Below are 20,686 nucleotides of genomic sequence, written 5' to 3' on the forward strand. Positions count from 1 at the left end.
ATGTTGGAAGATCTGGGCGGGTGCCCGACCTATTGGGACCAGCAGGGCACCGGTCCGCGCGTGGGGCTGTTCATCCACTGTTCGCTGGCGCATTCAGGCGCATGGCGCGGTGTGCGGACAGTTTTGGGTGATTATATGACATCGCTGGCCTATGACCTGCCGGGGCATGGGCGCAGCGCGGATTGGGACGGGCAGGGCGACTATCAGGACGCCGCGACGCACGTGGCTTTGGAGTTGCTAGCGCGACGTGCGCAAGGACCGGTCGATCTGGTCGGTCACAGCTTCGGAGGGACGATCGCTCTGCGGGTGGCCCAAATCGCGCCAAGCAAGGTGCGCAGCCTGACCTTGTTTGAACCTGTCCTGTTCACCACCGCCAAAGATGATCCAGCCTATGCCGAGAACCACCGCTATATGAACGGTGTCTTTGCCGAGGCGATGCGCGCTGGCGACCGGATGGAAGCAGCGCGTCTGTTCAATTGCCAGTGGGGCGGCGATGCCGGATGGGAGGCGCTGCCAGCCCGTTTGAAACAAGACATGGCAGACCGCATCCACCTGATCCCAGCAGGACGCAGTGTGACGCATGAAGATGTGCACGGACAGGTCGCGCCGGGAGCCTTGGAAAAAGTGACCTTGCCGGTTCTGCTGTTAGAGGGGCAACGCTCGCCCGATCTAGTGCGTGCCGTTCATGATCGGATGCAGGCTCGTTTCCCGAATGTCAGCCGAAAAGTGATTTCCGGCGCGGGGCATATGGGGCCGATCAGTCACTCAAGTGACGTTGCCGCCTGTACTCGCGAACACATTGTGCAGGTCGAAGCCGCCTGATCAGCCTATCGGGCAGGGATTACCCCCGTGCCAGCTCGATAAACCGATCGACCTTCTCGTCCGACATGGACCAGTCTGCGACCATGCGGGCAGTCAGGATCTCGTCGGGATTTTCACCCTCAAGTTGGCCTTCCCAGATGTAATAGGCAGCACCCGCGTCATGCAGACGTTGATGGCCTGCCCGAGTCCAACCTGCAAAGCTCATGTTAGCTTCTGGCTCGTGCAGGAATACGACGCCGTCGATCTGTTTCAGGCCGCGCACCAACCGTGCGTTGGCCGTGTTCGACTGACGCGCCAGATCCAGCCACAGATCGCCATCCAGATAGGCCAGCATCTGCGCCGCCAGATAGCGGTTCTTCGAGAACAGATGCCCGCCGCGTTTACGGCGGAGTTCGAATTCCCATGCGTGTTTGGGGTCGAAGAAAATGACAGCTTCCACACCCATGCAGCCATTCTTGGTGCCGCCGAAGCTGACGACGTCCACGCCAGCCTTCCATGTCATCTCGGCAGGAGTGCATCCCAAAGCGACCAATGCATTGGCGAAGCGCGCTCCGTCCAGATGGACAGGGACTTCAAAGGACTTGGCCACATCGCACAGGGCCTTGATCTCGGCCACTGAATAGACTGTGCCGCGTTCGGTTACGTTGGTGATCGACACCGGGCCGCGCTGCGGGCCATGCACGCCGCGGCTTTCCTCGCCCGCGATGGATATGCGCAGCGCGTCAGGAGACATCTTCGCATTTTCGGCGGGCACCAGTGTCAGTTTCGCACCACCTGTATAGAACTCGGGTGCGTTGCATTCATCCTCGTGGATATGCGCTTCGGGTGAACAGAATATCGTGTCGAAAGGCTGCGTCAGCGTTGCCAGCGAGATCGAGTTCGCCGCTGTGCCCGTTGCCACCAGATACACCGCGGCTTCGGGGGCTTCGAACACCTCGCGAATGCGGGCGGTAACCTGTTCCATGATATCATCAGCCCCGTAAGGCATGGCGTAACCTTCGTTGGCGCGTGCCAAAGCGGCCATCACATTCGGGTGCACAGGACCTGTGTTGTCAGAGGCGAAAAACATCAGTGTGGCTCCTCGATCAGGTGGTCTTCCCATTCGTCTTCCGGGACTTCGAATTCCGGCACCGTCCAGCCCTGAACGCTGCGCCCAGCCTTGTGCACGCTGTCCGGATCGCCCGATACCAGCGGGTGCCAGTCGTACAAGGGTTTGCCTTCGTGACGTAGGCGATAGGCGCAGGATGCTGGCATGAAATAGGCTGTTTCGCCGATGTTTTCCGGCGTCAGGTGGATGCATTCCGGCACGAATTGTAGGCGAATATCGTATTGCGAGCACTGGCAGGTCTCGCCATCCAGAAGGCGGCAAGCGACGCGGGTAAAGACGACGTCTCCGGTGTCTTCATCTTCCAGCTTGTTCAGGCAGCATTTACCGCAGCCATCACACAGCGCTTCCCATTCCTGAGGTGTCAGCTGATCCAGCGGACGTTCCCAGAACTTCTTACGCAGAGAGTTCCCCATCAGTCGGCCAGAAAATCGGCCGCAATCCGCATCTCGCGCAGGGGGCGGACGCGGGCAATCGATTCCTGATACAGCGGATGCGCTTTATAAGCAGCCAGCTGGGCCTCGTCTTCAAACTCGCCATAGACCACCACATCGGGCGAGGGGCCGGGGATCGGATCCTCAAAACGGTTCTCGGCGATTTCCAAACGAATGCAGTCCGGGATGCCCTTTAAAAGCTCCAACCCTTCGCGGACGCGATCACGGTCTTCTGGGCGTTTGGCGGTGAAGAAAACGATATGACGGATCATGGGCGGCTCGAGAGTTGAGAGAGAATGTCGCGCGCGCGCGCGCAGTCCGCGTCCATCTGAGCGATCAGGGCGTCCAGCCCGTCGAACACTTCTTCCGGGCGCAGATAGTCGATCAGGGCGACGGACAGCTGTTCGCCATAGATGTCGCCCTTGAAGTCGAAAATGAAGCTTTCGATGTTGGGCAGGTTTTCCCCGAACATCGGACGTGTCCCCATTGAAGCCGCGCCTCCATAGACGCCTTGATGCGGGCCGGTCAGGATCTCGACCTCGACCACATAGACGCCGAATTTCGGCGGGTGGAGCCCTGCGATCGACATGTTGGCGGTGGGATAACCCAGATCGCGACCACGCTGGTCGCCGCGGATCACTTCACCATCAATGCGGTGCCAGTGGCCAAGCATACGGGCTGCGTCACGCGGGCGGCCTTCGGTCAGAGCGGTGCGGATCGCAGTCGAGCTAACTTCGCCCACATCATCCGACATCAAGGGCGCAACGGTGACGCCGAAGCCCAGCTTCTGGCCAAGCGCCTGAAGCACTTCGGGTGTGCCCGCACGATCCTTGCCGAAATGGAAATCAGCACCGACGAAGACGTGGGTCAGGCCCAGCCCATCGACGATCACGTCGCGGGCGAATTCTTCGGGTGTCAGGGCCGACAAGGTGTCGTTGAAGCTAAGTTCAAACAGCGCCTCGATCCCAAGTTTTTCAAGCCGGTGCGCGCGCGTGTCGGCGTTCATCAGGCGAAACGGAGGGGCTTTAGGGGCGAAATACTCGCGCGGGTGCGGTTCGAACGTCATGACGCCCAAAGGGGCACCCAGTTCGGTGGCTTTCTGGCGCGCGATGTCGATGACATACTGGTGGCCCAAATGCACGCCATCGAAATTGCCGATGACAGCCGTGGCGCCTCGGTCAGATGGGTCTACAAACTGATAGTCACGAATGATCCGCATATGCTGGCATTAGCGGTCCAGCGGGGCCTGTGCAAGCCCAAGGCAGCCTGCGGATCGAATTCGTGAAAGCTGCGCCTTAGTCCAGCTTGGCAGATGGTGCCAGAACCTTGGCCTCGCCCTTCAGAACGGGCTTGCCGTCCACAAGGCATACGGTCTTCAGCGTGACGCGGCGTTTGGCGTGGTCGATGTCCATCACAGTGACCTCTGCGCGCACGATGTCGCCGGGGCGTACAGGGGCCAAGAAGGTCAGTTGCTGACCCATATAGATGGTGCCATGTCCGGGCAGTTGTTCGCCAATCACGGCCGAGATCAGCCCAGCGCTGAGCATCCCATGGGCGATACGCCCCTGAAAGATCGTGTCTTTTGCAAACTCGTCATCCAGATGCACCGGATTGCGGTCGGTCGAGACCTCGGCAAACAGTTCGATGTCACGGTCCGTCACCTCTTTGATGATGTGACGTGACATGCCGATTTCAAGCTCTTCAATGCAGATCGTTCCGCGTGGGAAGTTGTCCAACATTTTGCCCTCCGAGTAGCAGGCTGGGTAACAAATGGACGAATATCCGCCCTGATTGGCAATAACATTACTTTGCAGCTGCAGAAAATCAAGAGGTAATCTGCGTAGAAATACGGCATGACGTCCGCGTCAGGTGGCCGCATGTGAATCCAATGCGGTCAAGTGGAGTCGGGGTCTTCGCTTTAAAATCAGCAGCTTATATCAGCGCAGATATCCGATCGCATATGTCGGGGTAATCATCTGCGACTGGATATACTGATCCAGCGCGTCTGGATCGGGTTGTATGCGGGTTGTTGTTTCTTCCCGCGCAAGCCCGCCCGTGATGAAAAGAGAATCGATATCCTCGCCCAAGGCACCTTTAATGTCGGTCGCGATGCCGTCGCCAATGGCCAGAATGCGATTGTCCGGGGTCGCCCGACCGTCTGCAATCATGCGACGGCGCGCAAGGTCATAGATGGGGGGGTGCGGCTTGCCGAAATAGAGGCTCTCGCCGCCCATCTCGGTATACATCTGCGCCACCGCGCCCGCGCACCATTCGCGTGCCTCGCCGCGGTCGACGATGATATCGGGGTTCGCGCAGAGCAGCTTTTGCCCCATCTGCTTGGCCATCATCAAGGCCGGACGCAGCTCTTCCAGATCGGCCATTGGGTCAAAGGGACCACAGCAGACGATGCCCTCGGCTTCGGCCACGGGGACGCGGGTGATCTCGGCCGGAGTGTCGATCACCTCCATCGGCTCGAAAAAGCCCGCGTCCCGTTCCCATTCGCCCATGAAATAAACCTTGTTGCCCGCGGCCCCGGTGAACATCGCCGCCCGCGCGCTGTCGCCCGACGTGGCGATGGTGTCATAGCAATCCGAGGGCACTCCGAATTCCGGCAATTGCTCCATCACGCCCGCGCGGGGTTTGGGCGAGTTCGTGACCAGAACCACATAGCCGCCATTCGCGCGATAGGCCTGCAGGGCGGCCACGGCATCATCAAACGCGGTGATCCCGTTATGCACACAGCCCCAGAGGTCGACGAACAGGGCGTCGTAGTTCGCGGAAATCTCGGACAGGCTGGTGATGATACGGGTCATGGCGCGGTCTCCTTGGGTGTCATCCGAGATATGGCAGAGGGGAAAGGAGGTGGCTAGGGGGAGTTTGGTGGCGCACTCGTCCGCCCGGCATCGCCGGGCAGCGCCCGACCGCCCCCATGGTCGGGCGCTTCACGCCCACCCGCGGTCAGGCGATGCCCTGTGTTGGCAATGATTATTTTTTTGGTGGGACAAAACCCCCCGATCAGTTTCTTGCGCGCTGCATCATCATCATGTGAACTGCGTGCATGCCTTGCGCTGCCATGGCTGAAACCTCTTCGGCGTGCAGTTGCAGTGCTTCAACAACAACAGGATCGTCCGATGTCTGAATCACTTCGATCCCGGCATCAGTTACATTGAACTCGGTTGCAATATGCTCGGCCCTTTCGAAGAACACATTCAGTGTTGGACTTTGAATGAGGATCTGAGGGTCATCTTTACGTTCAACGCGGTCGAGCATGCCCACGACATGGCTCACGAGCACTTCCATGACCTCGGGTTCGGTGGACCGTGTGACAGTTCGGATGCCATTTGGAAGGTTTTCCACGCTTCGTTCAAGCGTCGGAAAGTTGCGAAATAGTACCGCGAGCTCCTGGCTTTCCTCGGGTGTCGCGTTTGCACCACGCAAGCCGGGCATGGTGACCTCGTCATGGCCGGTACCATCTGCTCCATGCATATGCCCATGCCCAGCCATCTGCGCTTGGGCCAGAGATGTGCAAAGGATTAAGGCACAGGATAGAACACCCAAACGTGAAAGACGGGCGAGCTGTGTGGAAAGAGGTATATAACGCATTTGCTATCCTATCTGAGCTGTCGATTCACAGTATCATGGAATGTCGAATTTCGAAGAAATGAAGTTTCGTGCGTTCAAAATGAGAAGGCCCACGCAAATGCGCGGGCCTTCTCGATCCACATTTCCGAAGCGGTTTAAACAGCCAGGTTCGGAATGATCTGCTTTTTGCGGCTCATGATACCGGGCAGGACGACGGCGTCGCCCTCGACAGTGGCGCCAAAGCTCTTTTCAGCTACGCCTTTGACCACGTCGTTCGGGATCAGCAGGGTGGCTTCTTCCTTCAGGATGTCCACAACGAACAGCAGAACTTCGTCAACACCGTCTTCGGCAGCGACGGTTTTGAAGGTCTCGATCAGGCTGGCTTTACGGCCCAGCGGAATTTCCGGCGCGGTGGTTTCCAGAACCGAAACGCGGAACTTGGTACCCGACACTTCGTATTCTTTCGAGTCCATGCGGATCAGTTCAGCATCCGAGAACTCAGACACGTCCGACTTGGCGGCAAACATCTCGGCTGCATATTCAGTGACGTTCACGCCCAGATCAGCGGCCAGAGCGGCAACCACTTCGCGGTCGCGGTCAGTGGTGGTGGGCGAGCGGAATTCCAGCGTGTCCGACAGGATACAGGTCAGGGCGGCACCCTTGATGTTTTCCGGCATCTTGGCGGCGTCGTCACCCATCAGGTCGTACATGATGGTCGCGGTACAGGCCAGCGGGCGGATGGTGATGTCGATCGGGCCTTTGGTTTCCAGACCGCCAACCAGCTTGTGGTGATCGATGATGGCCTGAACGTCTGCGCCGTTGATGTTGGCGGGCAGCTCGGCCGGGTTGTTGGTGTCGACGACAACGCAGGGCTGGTCGTCGGCCACGTCGTCGATGATGTCCAGCATGTCAAAGCCCCAGCGCTTCAGCATGAAGGCGGCTTCGGTGTTGGGCTGGCCCAGCAGAACCGGCTTGGCGTCGACGCCTTTCACTTCATTCAGGTACCAAGCCCAAACCAGCGGCGAGCCGGTCGAGTCGGTGTCAGGGGATTTGTGGCCAAATACGAGGGTTGTCATATGCATCATCCGTCTATGTGTGATCGTGTTGCGTGCCTTATAGAAAGGCCAATGCGCCTTGTCATCCCTGATAGGGCCAACATCCGTGCAGTTGCAGAAACCCTGTCATGTGTCGGGCGCAAACCCCTTGCGGTCATCGGGTCGTGTGGTGAAACTGTGCAAACCGCTATTCGAAAGAGTGCCCTTGTGACCAAACCCGCTGAAACTGACCTGTACGCCCCCGTCAAATCCTGGCTCGAGGGCCTTGGCTATGAAGTCAAGGCCGAGGTCGGGGCGGCGGATGTGGTAGCCCTGCGCGAGGGCGACAGCGTGCCTGTGATTGTCGAGCTGAAGGCGGGGTTCTCGCTGACGCTGTTACAGCAAGCCGTTGCACGGCAAGCGATCAGTGATCTGGTTTATGTGGCCGTGCCGCGCTGGGCGGGTAAGCCGGGGTGGCGAGCGTTCAAGGGAAATGTCGGGCTGTGTAAGCGGCTGGGGCTCGGCGTTGTCTCGGTCCGATTGAAAGATGGATTCGTGCAAGTGCACGCCGATCCGGGCCCGTTCCAGCCGCGCAAGTCCAAGGTGAAGGCTGGTCGGCTGTTGTCCGAGTTCACCCGGCGCAAGGGGGACCCGAATACTGGCGGCACCAATGGCAAGCTCGTCACAGCCTATCGACAGGATGCCGAGAAGCTGCGTGCCTATTTGGTCGAACATGGCCCCAGCCGCGGGGCCGAGGTGGCCAAGGCGACGGGCGTAGGGAAGGCGACCAACATGATGGCGATCAACCACTATGGGTGGTTTGTGCGGGTCGAACGCGGGATCTATGACCTATCGCCAGTGGGGCGTAATCCGGAATGATCCAATATGGTTCTGCGGATCACAGTTTAATCTGATAATTTTGATCAGGATCAAGTTGCACTTGTGGCGCGGCGCGCTAGAACGGCGGGGTAACTCAAGGACAGTTCCATGCGCCCGCTTTTGACTTTGACCTTTCTGGCCGCCACGGTCTCTCCCGTCTTCGCGTTCGACACACTGGAAGAGCTGGGTGAGGCGCTGTTCTTCGACGTGAACCTGTCCAAGAATCGTACGCAGTCCTGCGCGACCTGCCATGACCCCGAGTTCGCTTTTGTGGACCCGCGCGAAACGGATGCCGGGCGCGCCGTGTCCTTGGGGGATGATGGCGAAAGTCTTGGGGATCGCAGCGCACCTACCGCAAGCTACGCAATGTTCACGCCGGATTTCGAGCAATTGGATCCGGCCGCGTGGCGTGGGGGGATGTTCTGGGATGGGCGTGCTGCCGGGTTGGTCGGGCAGGCAGGTGGTCCACCCTTGAATCCGATCGAAATGGGGATGCCTGACAGGGCGTCGGTTGTCACGCGTTTGCAAGAGGACGCGGGTTACGTCGCAGCCTTCAAAGCGCTGTTTGGCGACGATATCTGGGCGTCCGATGATGCGGCCTATGATGCCATGACCCAAGCCATCGCGTCCTTTGAAAGCACGCCGCTCTTCGCGCCCTTTGACAGCAAATACGACCGTTACCTCCGCGGTGAGGTCGAATTAACACCCGAAGAGGAACTTGGCCGTGTTCTGTTTACATCGCAGCAGTTCACCAATTGCAATCTGTGCCACCAGCTGCGTCCGTCCCCGATCGCGCCGGATGAGACTTTCACAAACTATGAGTACCACAATATCGGCGTTCCGGTGAACGCGATGGTCCGCGCCGTAAGCGGTGTATCAGGTCCAGATGCAGGGTTGCTTGACAACCCCGAGGTTGATGCGGCCTCGGCGGCCGGGCGTTTTAAAGTGCCCACGCTGCGCAATGTGGCCGTGACTGGCCCCTATATGCATAATGGCGTGTTCGAGGATCTGCGCACGGTTGTTCTGTTCTACAACAAGTACAACACGACGAACCCGGATCGGCAGATCAACCCAGAGACCGGCAAGCCTTGGGCGATGCCTGAGATTCCGCAAAACCTGTCCGTTATGGAGCTGACCGAAGGCCCTGCTTTGGATGACCAGCGGATTGACGCGTTGGTCGCTTTCATGAAGACGCTGACGGACCAGCGGTACGAGCATTTGCTGGAAGACTAAGGTGCTTGCTGCGCTGCGGCGTCGAAAATTGCCCGACCCTTGTTGACTCCCCTATTTGCCAACCCTAACTATGCGCCGTTAGCACTCGCATCAGGTGAGTGCTAAAGGAACGTAAACTGAGCTTAGGGAGTCTCAGAAATGGCTTTTACCCCGCTGCATGACCGCGTGCTTGTTCGCCGCGTTGAGAGCGACGAAAAAACCGCTGGTGGTCTGATCATTCCGGAAAGCGCCAAGGAAAAACCGGCTGAAGGTCTGGTTGTGGCCGTAGGCGCTGGCGCCAAGGACGACGATGGCGATCGTATCGCTATGGACGTCAAAGAAGGCGACAAGATCCTGTTCGGCAAATGGTCCGGCACCGAAATCACCGTCGACGGTGAAGAGCTGCTGATCATGAAAGAAGCCGACATCATGGGCATCCTGTCCTGATCGTCTGCTGACTGATTTATCTGAATTACACGAATTTACTGGAGTAAGCTAAATGGCTGCTAAGGACGTAAAGTTCGACACCGATGCCCGCAATGCAATGCTGCGTGGCGTCAACGTACTGGCTGACGCTGTCAAAGTGACCCTGGGCCCGAAAGGCCGCAACGTGGTACTGGACAAGTCGTTCGGCGCACCCCGCATCACCAAAGACGGTGTGTCGGTTGCCAAAGAGATCGAGCTGGAAGACAAGTTCGAAAACATGGGCGCGCAGATGGTGAAAGAAGTTGCCAGCCGCACCAATGACGAAGCCGGCGACGGCACCACCACTGCAACCGTTCTGGCTCAAGCCATCGTGCGCGAAGGTCTCAAGCAGGTTGCTGCTGGCCTGAACCCAATGGATCTGAAGCGCGGCATCGACCTGGCAACTGCCAAGGTTGTTGAGGGCATCAAAGCTTCGGCCCGCCCGGTTGCAGATAGCGACGAAGTTGCTCAGGTTGGCACCATCTCGGCCAACGGTGAAGCTGAAATCGGCCAGCAGATCGCAGACGCGATGCAGAAAGTTGGCAACGAAGGCGTTATCACCGTTGAAGAGAACAAGGGTCTGGAAACCGAGACCACTGTTGTTGAAGGCATGCAGTTTGACCGTGGCTACCTGTCGCCCTACTTCGTGACCAACCCCGACAAAATGATCGCTGATCTGGACGACTGTCTGGTTCTGCTGCACGAGAAGAAACTGTCGTCGCTGCAGTCGATGGTTCCGCTGCTCGAGCAGGTAATCCAGTCGCAAAAGCCCCTGCTGATCATCGCTGAAGACGTTGAAGGCGAAGCTCTGGCAACTCTGGTTGTCAACAAGCTGCGCGGCGGTCTGAAAATCGCTGCTGTTAAAGCTCCGGGCTTTGGCGATCGTCGTAAAGCCATGCTGCAGGACATCGCGATCCTGACCGGCGGCCAGGTGATCTCGGAAGATCTGGGCATGAAGCTTGAGTCCGTCACCATGGACATGCTGGGCACCGCCAAGAAAATCGAAATCTCCAAAGACGAAACGACCATCGTCGACGGTGCTGGCGAGAAAGCCGAGATCGAAGCACGTGTTGCTCAGATCCGCGCCCAAGCCGAAGAAACCACCTCGGATTACGACCGCGAGAAGCTGCAAGAGCGCGTTGCCAAACTGGCAGGCGGTGTTGCCGTGATCCGCGTTGGCGGCATGACCGAAGTCGAAGTGAAAGAGCGTAAGGACCGTGTGGACGATGCTCTGAACGCGACCCGCGCTGCTGTTCAGGAAGGCGTCATCGTTGGTGGTGGTGTTGCTCTGGTTCAGGCTGGCAAAGCTTTGGCTGGTCTTGAAGGCGCGAACTCGGATCAGAACGCTGGTATCGTTATCGTGAGCAAAGCAATCGAAGCGCCGCTGCGTCAGATCGCTGAAAACGCTGGTGTTGACGGTGCGGTTGTTGCTGGCAAAGTGCGCGAAAGCGACGACACTTCGTTTGGTTTCAACGCTCAGACCGAAGAATATGGCGACATGTTCTCGTTCGGCGTGATCGACCCGGCCAAAGTGACCCGCACCGCTCTGGAAGACGCTGCTTCCATCGCTGGTCTGCTGATCACCACCGAAGCCATGGTTGCTGACAAGCCGTCGAAAGACGGTGGCGCTGGCGCCGGCATGCCCGACATGGGCGGCATGGGCGGCATGGGCGGCATGATGTAATCAGAATTCGCTTAGCGAATTCTGTTGCGACAGGCGGTTGGCCATTCGGCCAATCTGCCGTTAGCCAAACAGTCCAAAGGCTTAAAGCAAAGGCGTCCCTCGGGGCGCCTTTGTTGCGTTTGACGGGTGTCAGGCAACCACGCGCACTGGGAACAGGCGATCGTATCCCAAGGTGAACGCATAGGTATAGAAGACGACGAAAGTGGTTACGGTCAGATCCGTGGCAATGGCCTCGATCAACCCAAGCTGCAGCCACCACATGTAGATCGGAAGGGATGTAACCAGCAGGGTTAGCTCAAACCCCGTGGCGTGCAAAAGCCGTCCGATGACCGAGCGATCAGACGAAATTCGACCCGCGCGGGCATCCACCCGATCAAAGACCCAGTTATAGACAAGGTTCAAGGCCATCGCTTTGAGGGATAGGATCAGCCCCAAGACCCCTATTTCATGTAAACCTTTGTCGAAATAGATCGCACCCACGGGCACAAGAAATGCAAGCAAGATCAGCTCGAAACTGATGGTGTATCTCAGCCGGTCTCGGCCGGTACGCATGGGGGTGTCCATCTGGTGCCCTTTCTTATTCCCCCTTCATCTATCAAAGATACTGCGGTAATAAAGTTCGAATGCATCTAATTATGAGATAGGTCATGGTGTCACAAGACGGGCTTACCGCGTTCATGCTGGCCGCCGAACTTGGATCGTTTTCAGCGGCCGCGCGTCGCATGGGAAAGGTACAGTCGGCCATCTCTACGGCCATCGCCAATCTTGAGATCGACACGGGTGTCACATTATTTGACCGTTCCGGGCGTTTGCCGGTGCTGACAGATGAGGGGAAGGCATTACTGCCCTATGCGCGTGCGATATCCCTGGGTCAGAAAGAACTTATGGCCAAGGCAGGGTCACTGTCCGAAGGTATCGAGCACCGGCTGAGCTTCGCAATCGAACAGGGGTTAAGCTTACCACCCGTTTTGGCGGCGCTAGCAGAGTTTGCCCAGCAATTCCCTACGGTCGAACTTGAATTGTTGTCACCAGGAGTGAATGACACCCCCGAACTTCTGATCTCTGGTCGAACTGATTTGGGGCTGATGTCCGAGCAAGAAAGCTATCCGCTGGGTTTTCAGTTTCGAGGTGTCGGACATACTGTCCTCGTTATAGTGTGCTCGCCCACGTATCCTCTCGCAGGAGACCAGCCAGTTGACCTAAAGGCTTTGCGTGAACACCGACAGATTGTCCTGCATAGTCGGTCGAAGGGGCGGGATGGCTCTTATGGAAACCTGAAAAGCCCGCTGCTGTGGGAGGCTGAGAACCCAAACTTGATCGTGGACATGGTATTCTCCGGCTTGGGTTGGGCCGAGCTTCCTTACCCGGTTGTCCATGACCAAATATCGCAAGGCAAGTTGGTTAAGTTGGCCACAAGCTTTCAGCAGAGTGATGATCTTGCGGGTGTGGATGTCGTCTGGACCGAACGCCGGGGATTGGGTGCGGCAGGCAGTTGGCTGCGTGATCGCTTGATGTCCCTGCCTCAAGAAGCGTGGCGCGGGTGAGAACTCATCTTGAATTCCGTTGGAATTCTTTCAAACCTCTCTTACAAATCTCATGAAATCACCTATGTTAAGGTTGATAACATCATTTGATTTGGCAGGGGACAGCCATGTTTCGTTCAATTCTTCTTCTATGCGCAACACTGATCACAACTCCTACACTCGCGGACGAGGTCTATCGCTTCGGTGATGATGCCTATATCGCGGGTGACAATGTAACCCTGTCTGGCGACGCGGTGGATGACGCATTTGTGGCGGGCAACACTGTGGTGATTTCTGCACCTGTGAACGGCAGCGCTCATGCGGGTGGCCGCTCGGTTTCGATTTCTGCGCCAGTGGGGCAAAGCCTTTACGCCGCAGGTATGAACGTCAATGTCTCGGCGCCTGTCGGAGGAGACGCACAGCTTTTCGGAGATACGGTTCTGGTTGCGGCCCCGATTTCGGGTGATCTGCGCCTGGGCGCTCAACGGGCGGAAATCACGGCACCCGTGGGTGATGACGCGTTGGTTGCAGCCGAACACATCCTGCTGACCGAGGTGATTTCCGGCGATGCCAGCCTTTCCACGAAATCCATCAGCTTCGGTGAAAATGCTCGGATCGAGGGCACGCTGTATTTGTATGCGGATGAACCGGATGCGATTGAAATCCCCGCGCATGTTATTCCCGCAGATCGGATCGAACGTCACGACGCGGACGCGTTTGACCCAACGGCTGATCCCGAAGGCGGTGCGACTGCGGAACCCAGTGGTGGTTGGATGTCTTGGCTGGGTGGCAAGGCGACTTCGATTCTGATCCTGACGGCCCTTGCGACATTGATCGCCGCACTGTCTCCGGCCTTCTTGATGAACCTGCGCGAGCGCACATTGGAAACACCGATGCGCGCCTTGTGGATGGGCTTTTTGTCGATCTCGGCGCTGGCTGGGTCGCTGTTCCTGTTCGCTCTGACGGGCTATGGTATCTTGCTGGTCCCTGCGTCGATCGTTCTGGCAGTCTTGTTGGGCGTCGCAGGCTATGTGATCGGCACCTATATACTGGGTGTGGGCGTGATGAGTGCGCTCAGCCGTCCGCTGCCGGAAACGCTCTCGGAACGCGCCATCGCTGCGGCTGTGGGTGCGGTTGCCGTAACGTTGCTGGCTTTGATCCCCGTGATCGGTTGGATTGGCGTGCTGGCCGTGGCTGTGGCCGGGGCAGGGGCGTTGATCATTCGCTGGTTCGCGCCGGGCTTCCACACCGAGGTGCGCTAAACCACGCGCAAATCGTCGGTTGAACGCCATTCGGTTCGTACCCTAGTGCAGTTACAAGTATCCTAACCTCATGAGACCAATTCTGCTTCTTGTGGCGCTTCTTGCCGCCAGCTGTTCAATCCCCGCAAATGCGACACGCGCGGATTGCGTAGTGCTGTTGCACGGGCTTGCACGATCGGCGTCATCCATGTGGGTGATGGAGGAGGCGCTTGAGGCCGAGGGATATAAAGTGGTCAACCTTGGCTACCCGTCGACCGAGGCTGAGATCCCAGTGTTGGCTAATACGGCCATCCCTCCTGCCGTCGCCGCCTGTGGCGAAGACCGAATGCATTTTGTGACGCACTCGATGGGGGGCATCCTTGTCCGGGTCTGGCTGGAAGACAATCGCCCCGCCAATCTGGGGCGGGTTGTAATGCTAGCCCCGCCGAATAAGGGGTCCGAACTGGTGGATGAGTTTGCCGAGTTGGAGCCGTTTGAATGGATCAATGGCCCTGCTGGACTGCAGCTGGGCACGGGGCGGAACTCGGTGCCCAACCAAACGGGCCGTCCCCGGTTCGAGCTGGGCGTAATTGCCGGAAATCGGTCGTTGAACCCGATCTATTCGGCGGTGATCGACGGCGAGGATGACGGGAAGGTCTCGGTCGAAAGCACCCGAATTGATGGGATGGACGACCACATAACTCTGCCCGTGACGCACACATTCATGATGGTGAACCCGCTGGTGATCACCCAAGTCGATAGCTTTCTGCGCGACGGCGCGTTCGAACACGGGCTGACCCTTGCAGACGTTCTGGACCGTATCGCCATCGAAGCGGGATATCGCAAAAAGTCGCCTTAACGACTTTGTTTCTTGTCGGCAGGTAGGGCAGGCGGTGATTATACCGCCTGACTATGACCGCTTTCATTCATTTCGTACGCGTCAAAGTGACGGGCGATGATGCGGGCCAGTGGACGGGATTCGTCGCGGATTGTCAGAACGTTCTCAACCAGATCCGTTGTGCCAGGCATTGCCGCCTCAAGCCCATCGACCCACTCAAGCAGGGTTTCGATTGGAAGGGATTGTTCCTTGGCCAGCGCTGCCAGATCTGCACGGAAATAGCACAGAAGCTCTTCGATCACTCGTCCACGGGCGATGTCGTCACCTTTAAACGCGTGTCCCTTGGCGGCGGTCAGAATGCCGTCACGCGCGGCGGCTTGATACTTGGCGGTGGCTGGCTGGTTCTGCACATAGCCTTGCGGGTATCGCGCGATCGAGCTTGCGCCCACACCCATCAACACCTCGGACGCGTCCTCGGTATAGCCTTGGAAATTCCGCTTCATCGTGCCGGCCTTGTGCGCCTTGGCCAGTCCGTCCGAGGGCAGGGCAAAGTGGTCGATGCCGATCTCGTCATAGCCACTAGCGACAAACAGGTCTCGGGCGGTGTTGAATAGCTCCAACCGTTCTTCGGCAGACGGCAGCGCTTCGGTCGGGATCAGGGTCTGGCGGCGTGCCATCCAAGGCACGTGGGCATAGCCAAACAGGGCCACGCGGTCGGGGCCAAGGCTGATCAGCTTCTCAACTGAATCCGTTACCCGTGCGATGTTCTGATGCGGCAGACCGTACAGGATATCCATGTTCAGACTGTCGATCCCACGGGACCGCAACCCGTCCACCACCTCTTTGGTGATTTCATAGCTTTGCGGGCGACCAATGACCTCTTGGATCATCGGATCAAAATCCTGCACGCCGATGGACGCGCGGTTCATGCCTGCTGCGGCCAAGGCATCCAGACGGGCGTCATCGACTTCGGAGGGATCAATCTCGACCGAGAACTGCGCGCCTTCGGCAAGCGGCATCGTGTTCAGAATGGCTTCGGTCAGATCGGCGATCATCTCGGGCTGTAACAGGGTCGGGGTCCCGCCACCCCAATGCAGGTGTTCAATCTCGATCCCGGGCGCTAGAAGCGACTTGATCGTCGCCAGTTCGGCTTTCAGGCTATCCACATAGGCGGCAACAGGTTCGGCGGTCGATGTGCCTTGGGTGCGGCAGGCGCAAAACCAGCACAGACGCCGGCAAAATGGAATATGCACATACAACGAAACCTTGTTGCCCGAAGGGATGGCGCTGATCCAATTGGCAAGAGTCTCGGGACCGAAGCCTGCCTTGAAATGAGGGGCGGTCGGATAACTGGTGTAGCGGGGGACGCGCGCGTCAAAAAGACCAAGGCGTTTCAGTTGCGTAAGTGTCTGCATTCGAATACGCTGTAACACCAAACGCGCCACTGACTTTGATCAGGATCAAAGCAAGATACTTCTCTTGTTCAGGAAACCATGAACGACACCAGTTTTGACTCCAGGGATTGCGGGACGTGCCCGATTCGCCACCGTGCCGTGTGTTCACGGTGCGAGCCGGACGAGTTGGATCATCTTGACGACATCAAGTACTACCGCACCTATGAGGCAGGCCAGCCCGTTATCTGGGCAGGTGACCCGATGGAGTTCGTTGCCAGCGTGGTCACGGGCATTGCGACGTTGAGCCAAACGATGGAGGACGGGCGGACCCAGATGGTTGGTCTGTTGCTTCCGTCGGATTTCATTGGTCGTCCGGGGCGTGAACATGCGCCCTTCGATGTGGTCGCCGTCACCGATTTGACCTTGTGCTGCTTCCGCAAGAAGCCCTTTGAGACTCTTATGGGCTCGACGCCATCGATCGGTGGACGGTTGTTGCAGATGACGCTGGATGAATTGGATAGCGCACGGGAATGGATGCTTGTTCTGGGGCGTAAAACTGCGCGTGAGAAGATTGCCAGCCTTCTGATGATCATCGCGCGCCGGGATGCTGCGCTGCATAAACGGTTGCCCAAAGATGGCATGGAATTCGATCTGCCACTGACGCGTGAAGCAATGGCAGACTATCTTGGCCTGACGCTGGAAACGGTCAGCCGCCAGATCTCGGCATTGAAAAAGTCCGGGGTAATTTTGCTTCAGGGTAAACGCCAAGTGCAAATCCCCGACCTGCAAAGACTGGTGTCCGAGACCGGGGATGATGTTGACGGCGGCGCAATCTTCTAGGCCACCGTCTGGCAGGAACTAGTGCGCCATCAGCACCGGAACCGCAGCAATTTCAAGCATATGCCGGGTGGCCCCGCCCAAAATCGATTCGCGGAAGCGCGAATGGCCGTATGCCCCCATCACGATCAGGTCAGCATTCTTGTCGCTGGCGTGACGGTTTAGGATATCGGCAATACGCGGCATGGTTTTTGCCAACACCGAGACTTCAGCCCTTACACCATGACGTGCCAGCATCTGACTGAGCGCACCGCCCGGGTCTGACCGCTCCGGTCCATGCTGAGGCGGATCAATAACTGCGATCGAAATTGATTCGGCTGCCTTCAAGAACGGCATAGCTGCGCGAATCGCTCGGAGTGATTCGGAGCTTTCATTCCATGCGATCACCACATTTGACGGGCATTTCGACATCGAGACGTCGTCTGGCAGCACAAGAACCGGAACGCCCCCGTCAAACATGGCGCTTTCGATTATGGCCTCGGCATTATGTCCACGGCCTTCGCCATAGGGGCGTGGCAAGATGACCAAATCCGCGAATCGACAGCGATGTGATACAACATGGTTCAGCGTGACGGATTGCGTTGCCAGCGCGGTGGTTGACCAAGGCATTACATTCGATGCCAGAATCTGCCGGACGTCCTTCTCAAGTGCTTCGATATCGTCCCGCACCTGAGCCATATTGTCCTGCACCATCATTGCAGAGGCTCCAGCGTAGTAAAAGCCTTGCTGTGAAGGGTCTACGCCAAGGCACAAGGCCTCAAGATGGGCGTCAAATCGCTCGGAAAGGCAGCGCGCGGTGTCCAAAACAGGACGGTAAAGCATGTCGTCTGAGAAGATGGTCGTAATCGTTTTGTAGTCCATGTCAGGCCTCCTGCGAGTGTCACTGAAAGGGTGCCAAGCCTTCCCCGGCGATGCATTGACATGGGTCAAGCGCCGAAAACTGCCCGGGTGCGGCAAGTTTTGACATGGATCAAGGCGAGGGGCAGGGGTTAAGTCCAAACCGACAAAAGTCGAAAGGTGCCCCGAGTCTGTTTTGGGTCAAGTGGGCATATGACAATGACGAAGGGACGCAAAATGTGGGATTACCTCAAATTGGTGATTTTCGCGCTAATCACAGTATTGGCCGCAATCGCCGCAAGCTATGCCCGCGACGTAGCCTACCAAGTACACGCTATTCTGGTGGTTCTGATCGCGGCTGGCCTGTTCGTTTACACACTTCGAGGTGTGGGAAGCGAAAAGGTCGTTGAAACTGGATATATGGATGGGCCCATTCGCGTGGGCGTCGCCTTGACGGCCTTTTGGGGCGCCGTAGGCTTCTTGGTCGGGACGTTCATCGCGTTCCAGCTGGCCTTTCCTGAACTGAACTTTGCCTGGGCCGAGGGTTATTTGAACTTTGGTCGCCTGCGCCCACTGCACACCTCTGCAGTGATTTTCGCATTTGGCGGTACAGCTCTGATCACCAGCTCGTTCTACGTGGTGCAGCGCACCTCGGGTGCACGCCTTTGGGGCGGCAACTTGGCGTGGTTCGTGTTCTGGGGCTACCAGATCGTAATCCTGCTGGCAGCAACCGGTTATCTGCTTGGGGCAACCCACGGTAAAGAATACGCTGAACCCGAATGGTACACCGACCTGTGGCTGACCATTGTTTGGGTCGCCTACCTGGTGGTCTTCATGGGCACACTGATGAAGCGGAAAGAGCCGCACATCTACGTGGCCAACTGGTTCTTCCTGTCCTTCATCATCACCGTTGCCATGCTGCACGTTGTGAACAACCTGGCTGTTCCCGTGTCGATCTTCGGCTCGAAATCGGTACAGCTGTTTGCTGGTGTGCAAGATGCGATGACCCAGTGGTGGTATGGCCACAACGCTGTGGGCTTCTTCCTGACCGCTGGCTTCCTGGGCATGATGTACTACTTCGTGCCGAAGCAGGCTGAACGTCCTGTCTTCTCGTACAAGCTATCGATTATCCACTTCTGGGCTCTGATCTTCCTGTACATCTGGGCTGGTCCGCACCACCTGCACTACACCGCTCTGCCGGATTGGGCTTCGACCCTTGGCATGGTGTTCTCGATCGTACTGTGGATGCCCAGCTGGGGCGGTATGATCAACGGTCTGATGACCCTGTCGGGTGCATGGGACAAACTGCGCACCGACCCGGTTATCCGTATGATGGTTGTGTCCATCGGCTTCTACGGCATGTCGACCTTCGAAGGTCCGATGATGTCGATCCGCGCCGTGAACTCGCTGTCGCACTACACTGACTGGACCATTGGTCACGTGCACTCGGGTGCTCTTGGCTGGAACGGTATGATCACCTTCGGTATGCTGTACTTCTTGGTCCCCAAACTGTGGAACCGTGCAGGTCTTTACAGCCTGAAACTGGTCAGCTGGCACTTCTGGCTCGCCACCATCGGTATCGTGCTCTACGCGGCATCGATGTGGGTAACTGGTATCATGGAAGGCCTGATGTGGCGTGAAGTTGATGCGCAAGGCTTCCTGGTGAACTCGTTCGCAGACACCGTTGCCGCTAAGTTCCCGATGTATGTGGTCCGTGGCCTGGGCGGGGTTCTGTTCCTCGGTGGTGCTCTGATTATGTGCTACAACCTCTGGATGACCGTGAAGCGTGCACCGGCTGCTGAAGCAGCAGGCGACGCAGCAGCGGCACCGGCAGAATAAGGAGGGAATGACTAATGGGAATTCTCGACAAACACGGCGTCATTGAGAAAAACGCCACCATCCTTCTGGTCGGTAGCCTTCTGGTTGTGACCGTGGGTGGCATCGTAGAGATCGCACCGCTCTTCTACCTCGAAAATACAATCGAGGACGTAGAAGGCATGCGCCCCTACTCGCCGCTCGAGCTTGAGGGCCGGAACATCTATATCCGCGAGGGCTGCTATGTCTGTCACTCGCAGATGATCCGCCCGATGCGCGACGAAGTTGAGCGTTACGGCCACTACAGCCTTGCTGCTGAAAGCCAGTACGACCACCCGTTCCAGTGGGGCTCCAAGCGGACAGGGCCTGACCTTGCCCGCGTCGGTGGCCGCTACTCGGACGAATGGCATGTAGATCACCTTGTTGATCCGCAGTCGGTCGTGCCGGAATCGGTGATGCCGAAATACGCTTTCCTTTTGGATAAGCTGATCGAGCCGAAGTACATCCAGGACGTGATGAAGACGAACCGGATCGTTGGTGTGCCTTACACCGACGAGCAGATCGCAAATGCGGAAGCAGACTGGCTGAGCCAAGCTGACCCGGATGGCGACAATTCGGACGTCGACGCGCTCCAGGCTCGCTATCCGAAGGCGCAAGCGCGCAACTTCGATGGCAAGCCGGGTGTGTCCGAGATGGACGCTCTGGTCGCCTATATGCAGATGTTGGGTACTCTGGTCGACTTCTCGACTTTCACACCTGACGCAAGCCGGTAAGGAGCTGGGATGATGGATACCTATGGAATTATGCGTGCCTTCGCAGACAGTTGGTTCCTGATCGCGATGTTCGCCTTTTTCGTCGGGGCTGCTCTGTTTGCGTTCCGCCCGGGAGCGAACAAGGTCCACAAGGACATCGCGAACATCCCCTTCCGCCATGAAGACAAACCTGCCGGTGACCGGGACTGATGTTCCCGGGCGCTCAGCTCAA

Annotated in this window: 23 protein-coding genes; 12 read left to right on the forward strand and 11 right to left on the reverse strand. The window is 57.8% G+C overall.

Translation table 11 applies throughout. The features are described from left to right. Positions 1-822, forward strand: coding sequence for an alpha/beta fold hydrolase (locus ACP15F_RS01640; RefSeq protein ID WP_424939112.1), 822 nt, complete (start codon positions 1-3; stop codon positions 820-822). A gap of 19 nt (positions 823-841) precedes the next feature. Here the strand turns inward: ACP15F_RS01640 and ACP15F_RS01645 are convergent, their stop codons facing one another. From ACP15F_RS01645 to ACP15F_RS01680, 8 genes are all read right to left on the reverse strand, one after another. Continuing rightward, entirely contained in the window at positions 842-1,891 is a 1,050-nt protein-coding gene (locus ACP15F_RS01645; RefSeq protein ID WP_424939113.1) for a threonine aldolase family protein, read from the reverse strand. Continuing rightward, positions 1,891-2,343 carry a YcgN family cysteine cluster protein gene (locus tag ACP15F_RS01650; RefSeq protein ID WP_424939114.1) on the reverse strand — a complete coding sequence of 151 codons (453 nt, stop codon included), beginning with the start codon at positions 2,341-2,343 and terminating at the stop codon, positions 1,891-1,893. The genes ACP15F_RS01645 and ACP15F_RS01650 overlap by 1 nt, the downstream gene beginning before the upstream one ends. Then, a complete protein-coding gene (locus tag ACP15F_RS01655; RefSeq protein ID WP_424939115.1) occupies positions 2,343-2,633 on the reverse strand; it encodes a Dabb family protein in 291 nt (96 codons plus the stop codon). The genes ACP15F_RS01650 and ACP15F_RS01655 overlap by 1 nt, the downstream gene beginning before the upstream one ends. Then, on the reverse strand, positions 2,630-3,580 hold the full coding sequence (locus tag ACP15F_RS01660) for a bifunctional riboflavin kinase/FAD synthetase (protein ID WP_424939116.1): 951 nt from the start codon (positions 3,578-3,580) through the stop codon (positions 2,630-2,632). The genes ACP15F_RS01655 and ACP15F_RS01660 overlap by 4 nt, the downstream gene beginning before the upstream one ends. 76 nt (positions 3,581-3,656) lie before the next feature. Beyond that, positions 3,657-4,100, reverse strand: coding sequence for a MaoC family dehydratase (locus tag ACP15F_RS01665; protein ID WP_424939117.1), 444 nt, complete (start codon positions 4,098-4,100; stop codon positions 3,657-3,659). Positions 4,101-4,298: 198 nt separating this feature from the next. Next, the gene (locus tag ACP15F_RS01670) at positions 4,299-5,174 is read right to left on the reverse strand and encodes a TIGR01459 family HAD-type hydrolase (protein ID WP_424939118.1); all 876 of its coding nucleotides are present in this window, start codon (positions 5,172-5,174) and stop codon (positions 4,299-4,301) included. Between the two features lie 202 nt (positions 5,175-5,376). Continuing rightward, complete coding sequence (locus ACP15F_RS01675) at positions 5,377-5,964, reverse strand: hypothetical protein (protein ID WP_424939119.1); 588 nt, start codon at positions 5,962-5,964, stop codon at positions 5,377-5,379. A gap of 134 nt (positions 5,965-6,098) precedes the next feature. Beyond that, positions 6,099-7,019: a manganese-dependent inorganic pyrophosphatase gene (locus ACP15F_RS01680; protein WP_424939120.1), complete on the reverse strand. Its 921-nt coding sequence runs from the start codon at positions 7,017-7,019 to the stop codon at positions 6,099-6,101. Positions 7,020-7,205: 186 nt separating this feature from the next. On the opposite strand from ACP15F_RS01680, the gene ACP15F_RS01685 reads away from it, so the two are divergent. The 4 genes from ACP15F_RS01685 to groL all read left to right on the forward strand — a co-directional run bounded on the left by ACP15F_RS01685 (position 7,206) and on the right by groL (position 11,217). Continuing rightward, complete coding sequence (locus tag ACP15F_RS01685) at positions 7,206-7,856, forward strand: DUF2161 domain-containing phosphodiesterase (protein WP_424940922.1); 651 nt, start codon at positions 7,206-7,208, stop codon at positions 7,854-7,856. 108 nt (positions 7,857-7,964) lie between these two features. Then, positions 7,965-9,089: a cytochrome-c peroxidase gene (locus ACP15F_RS01690; protein WP_424939121.1), complete on the forward strand. Its 1,125-nt coding sequence runs from the start codon at positions 7,965-7,967 to the stop codon at positions 9,087-9,089. Between the two features lie 138 nt (positions 9,090-9,227). Next, a complete protein-coding gene (locus tag ACP15F_RS01695; RefSeq protein WP_108855428.1) occupies positions 9,228-9,515 on the forward strand; it encodes a co-chaperone GroES in 288 nt (95 codons plus the stop codon). A 52-nt stretch (positions 9,516-9,567) separates the two neighbouring features. After that, positions 9,568-11,217: a chaperonin GroEL gene (groL, locus tag ACP15F_RS01700; protein ID WP_424939122.1), complete on the forward strand. Its 1,650-nt coding sequence runs from the start codon at positions 9,568-9,570 to the stop codon at positions 11,215-11,217. A 129-nt stretch (positions 11,218-11,346) separates the two neighbouring features. On the opposite strand, the gene ACP15F_RS01705 is transcribed toward groL, so the two are convergent. After that, positions 11,347-11,781, reverse strand: coding sequence for a PACE efflux transporter (locus ACP15F_RS01705; RefSeq protein WP_424939123.1), 435 nt, complete (start codon positions 11,779-11,781; stop codon positions 11,347-11,349). A gap of 83 nt (positions 11,782-11,864) precedes the next feature. Between ACP15F_RS01705 and ACP15F_RS01710 the strand changes: the two genes are divergently transcribed. From ACP15F_RS01710 to ACP15F_RS01720, 3 genes are all read left to right on the forward strand, one after another. Next, positions 11,865-12,761 (forward strand): LysR family transcriptional regulator, encoded by an 897-nt coding sequence (locus ACP15F_RS01710; protein ID WP_424939124.1) that lies wholly within the window; start codon positions 11,865-11,867, stop codon positions 12,759-12,761. Between the two features lie 107 nt (positions 12,762-12,868). Next, on the forward strand, positions 12,869-14,002 hold the full coding sequence (locus tag ACP15F_RS01715; protein WP_424939125.1) for a hypothetical protein: 1,134 nt from the start codon (positions 12,869-12,871) through the stop codon (positions 14,000-14,002). 70 nt (positions 14,003-14,072) lie between these two features. Beyond that, complete coding sequence (locus ACP15F_RS01720; RefSeq protein WP_424939126.1) at positions 14,073-14,840, forward strand: esterase/lipase family protein; 768 nt, start codon at positions 14,073-14,075, stop codon at positions 14,838-14,840. A 38-nt stretch (positions 14,841-14,878) separates the two neighbouring features. On the opposite strand, the gene hemN is transcribed toward ACP15F_RS01720, so the two are convergent. Beyond that, positions 14,879-16,234 (reverse strand): oxygen-independent coproporphyrinogen III oxidase, encoded by a 1,356-nt coding sequence (gene hemN / locus ACP15F_RS01725; protein WP_424939127.1) that lies wholly within the window; start codon positions 16,232-16,234, stop codon positions 14,879-14,881. Between the two features lie 78 nt (positions 16,235-16,312). Here hemN and fnrL point away from each other — a divergent pair, with 78 nt between their 5' ends. After that, entirely contained in the window at positions 16,313-17,053 is a 741-nt protein-coding gene (fnrL, locus tag ACP15F_RS01730) for a transcriptional regulator FnrL (RefSeq protein ID WP_424939128.1), read from the forward strand. Positions 17,054-17,071: 18 nt separating this feature from the next. On the opposite strand, the gene ACP15F_RS01735 is transcribed toward fnrL, so the two are convergent. Continuing rightward, positions 17,072-17,911 (reverse strand): universal stress protein, encoded by an 840-nt coding sequence (locus tag ACP15F_RS01735; RefSeq protein ID WP_424939129.1) that lies wholly within the window; start codon positions 17,909-17,911, stop codon positions 17,072-17,074. Between the two features lie 213 nt (positions 17,912-18,124). On the opposite strand from ACP15F_RS01735, the gene ccoN reads away from it, so the two are divergent. From ccoN to ACP15F_RS01750, 3 genes are read left to right on the forward strand one after another with little or no spacing between them, the layout of a single operon-like run. Continuing rightward, positions 18,125-19,726 carry a cytochrome-c oxidase, cbb3-type subunit I gene (gene ccoN, locus ACP15F_RS01740; protein WP_424940923.1) on the forward strand — a complete coding sequence of 534 codons (1,602 nt, stop codon included), beginning with the start codon at positions 18,125-18,127 and terminating at the stop codon, positions 19,724-19,726. A 14-nt stretch (positions 19,727-19,740) separates the two neighbouring features. Next, positions 19,741-20,475, forward strand: a complete 735-nt coding sequence (ccoO, locus tag ACP15F_RS01745) for a cytochrome-c oxidase, cbb3-type subunit II (RefSeq protein ID WP_424939130.1) — start codon at positions 19,741-19,743, stop codon at positions 20,473-20,475. A gap of 9 nt (positions 20,476-20,484) precedes the next feature. Beyond that, on the forward strand, positions 20,485-20,664 hold the full coding sequence (locus ACP15F_RS01750) for a cbb3-type cytochrome c oxidase subunit 3 (protein ID WP_424939131.1): 180 nt from the start codon (positions 20,485-20,487) through the stop codon (positions 20,662-20,664). Positions 20,665-20,686: the final 22 nt, after the last annotated feature.

Origin of the sequence: Aliiroseovarius sp. S253 (assembly GCF_049800855.1) — a bacterium.
In the GTDB taxonomy this organism is placed as follows: domain Bacteria; phylum Pseudomonadota; class Alphaproteobacteria; order Rhodobacterales; family Rhodobacteraceae; genus Aliiroseovarius.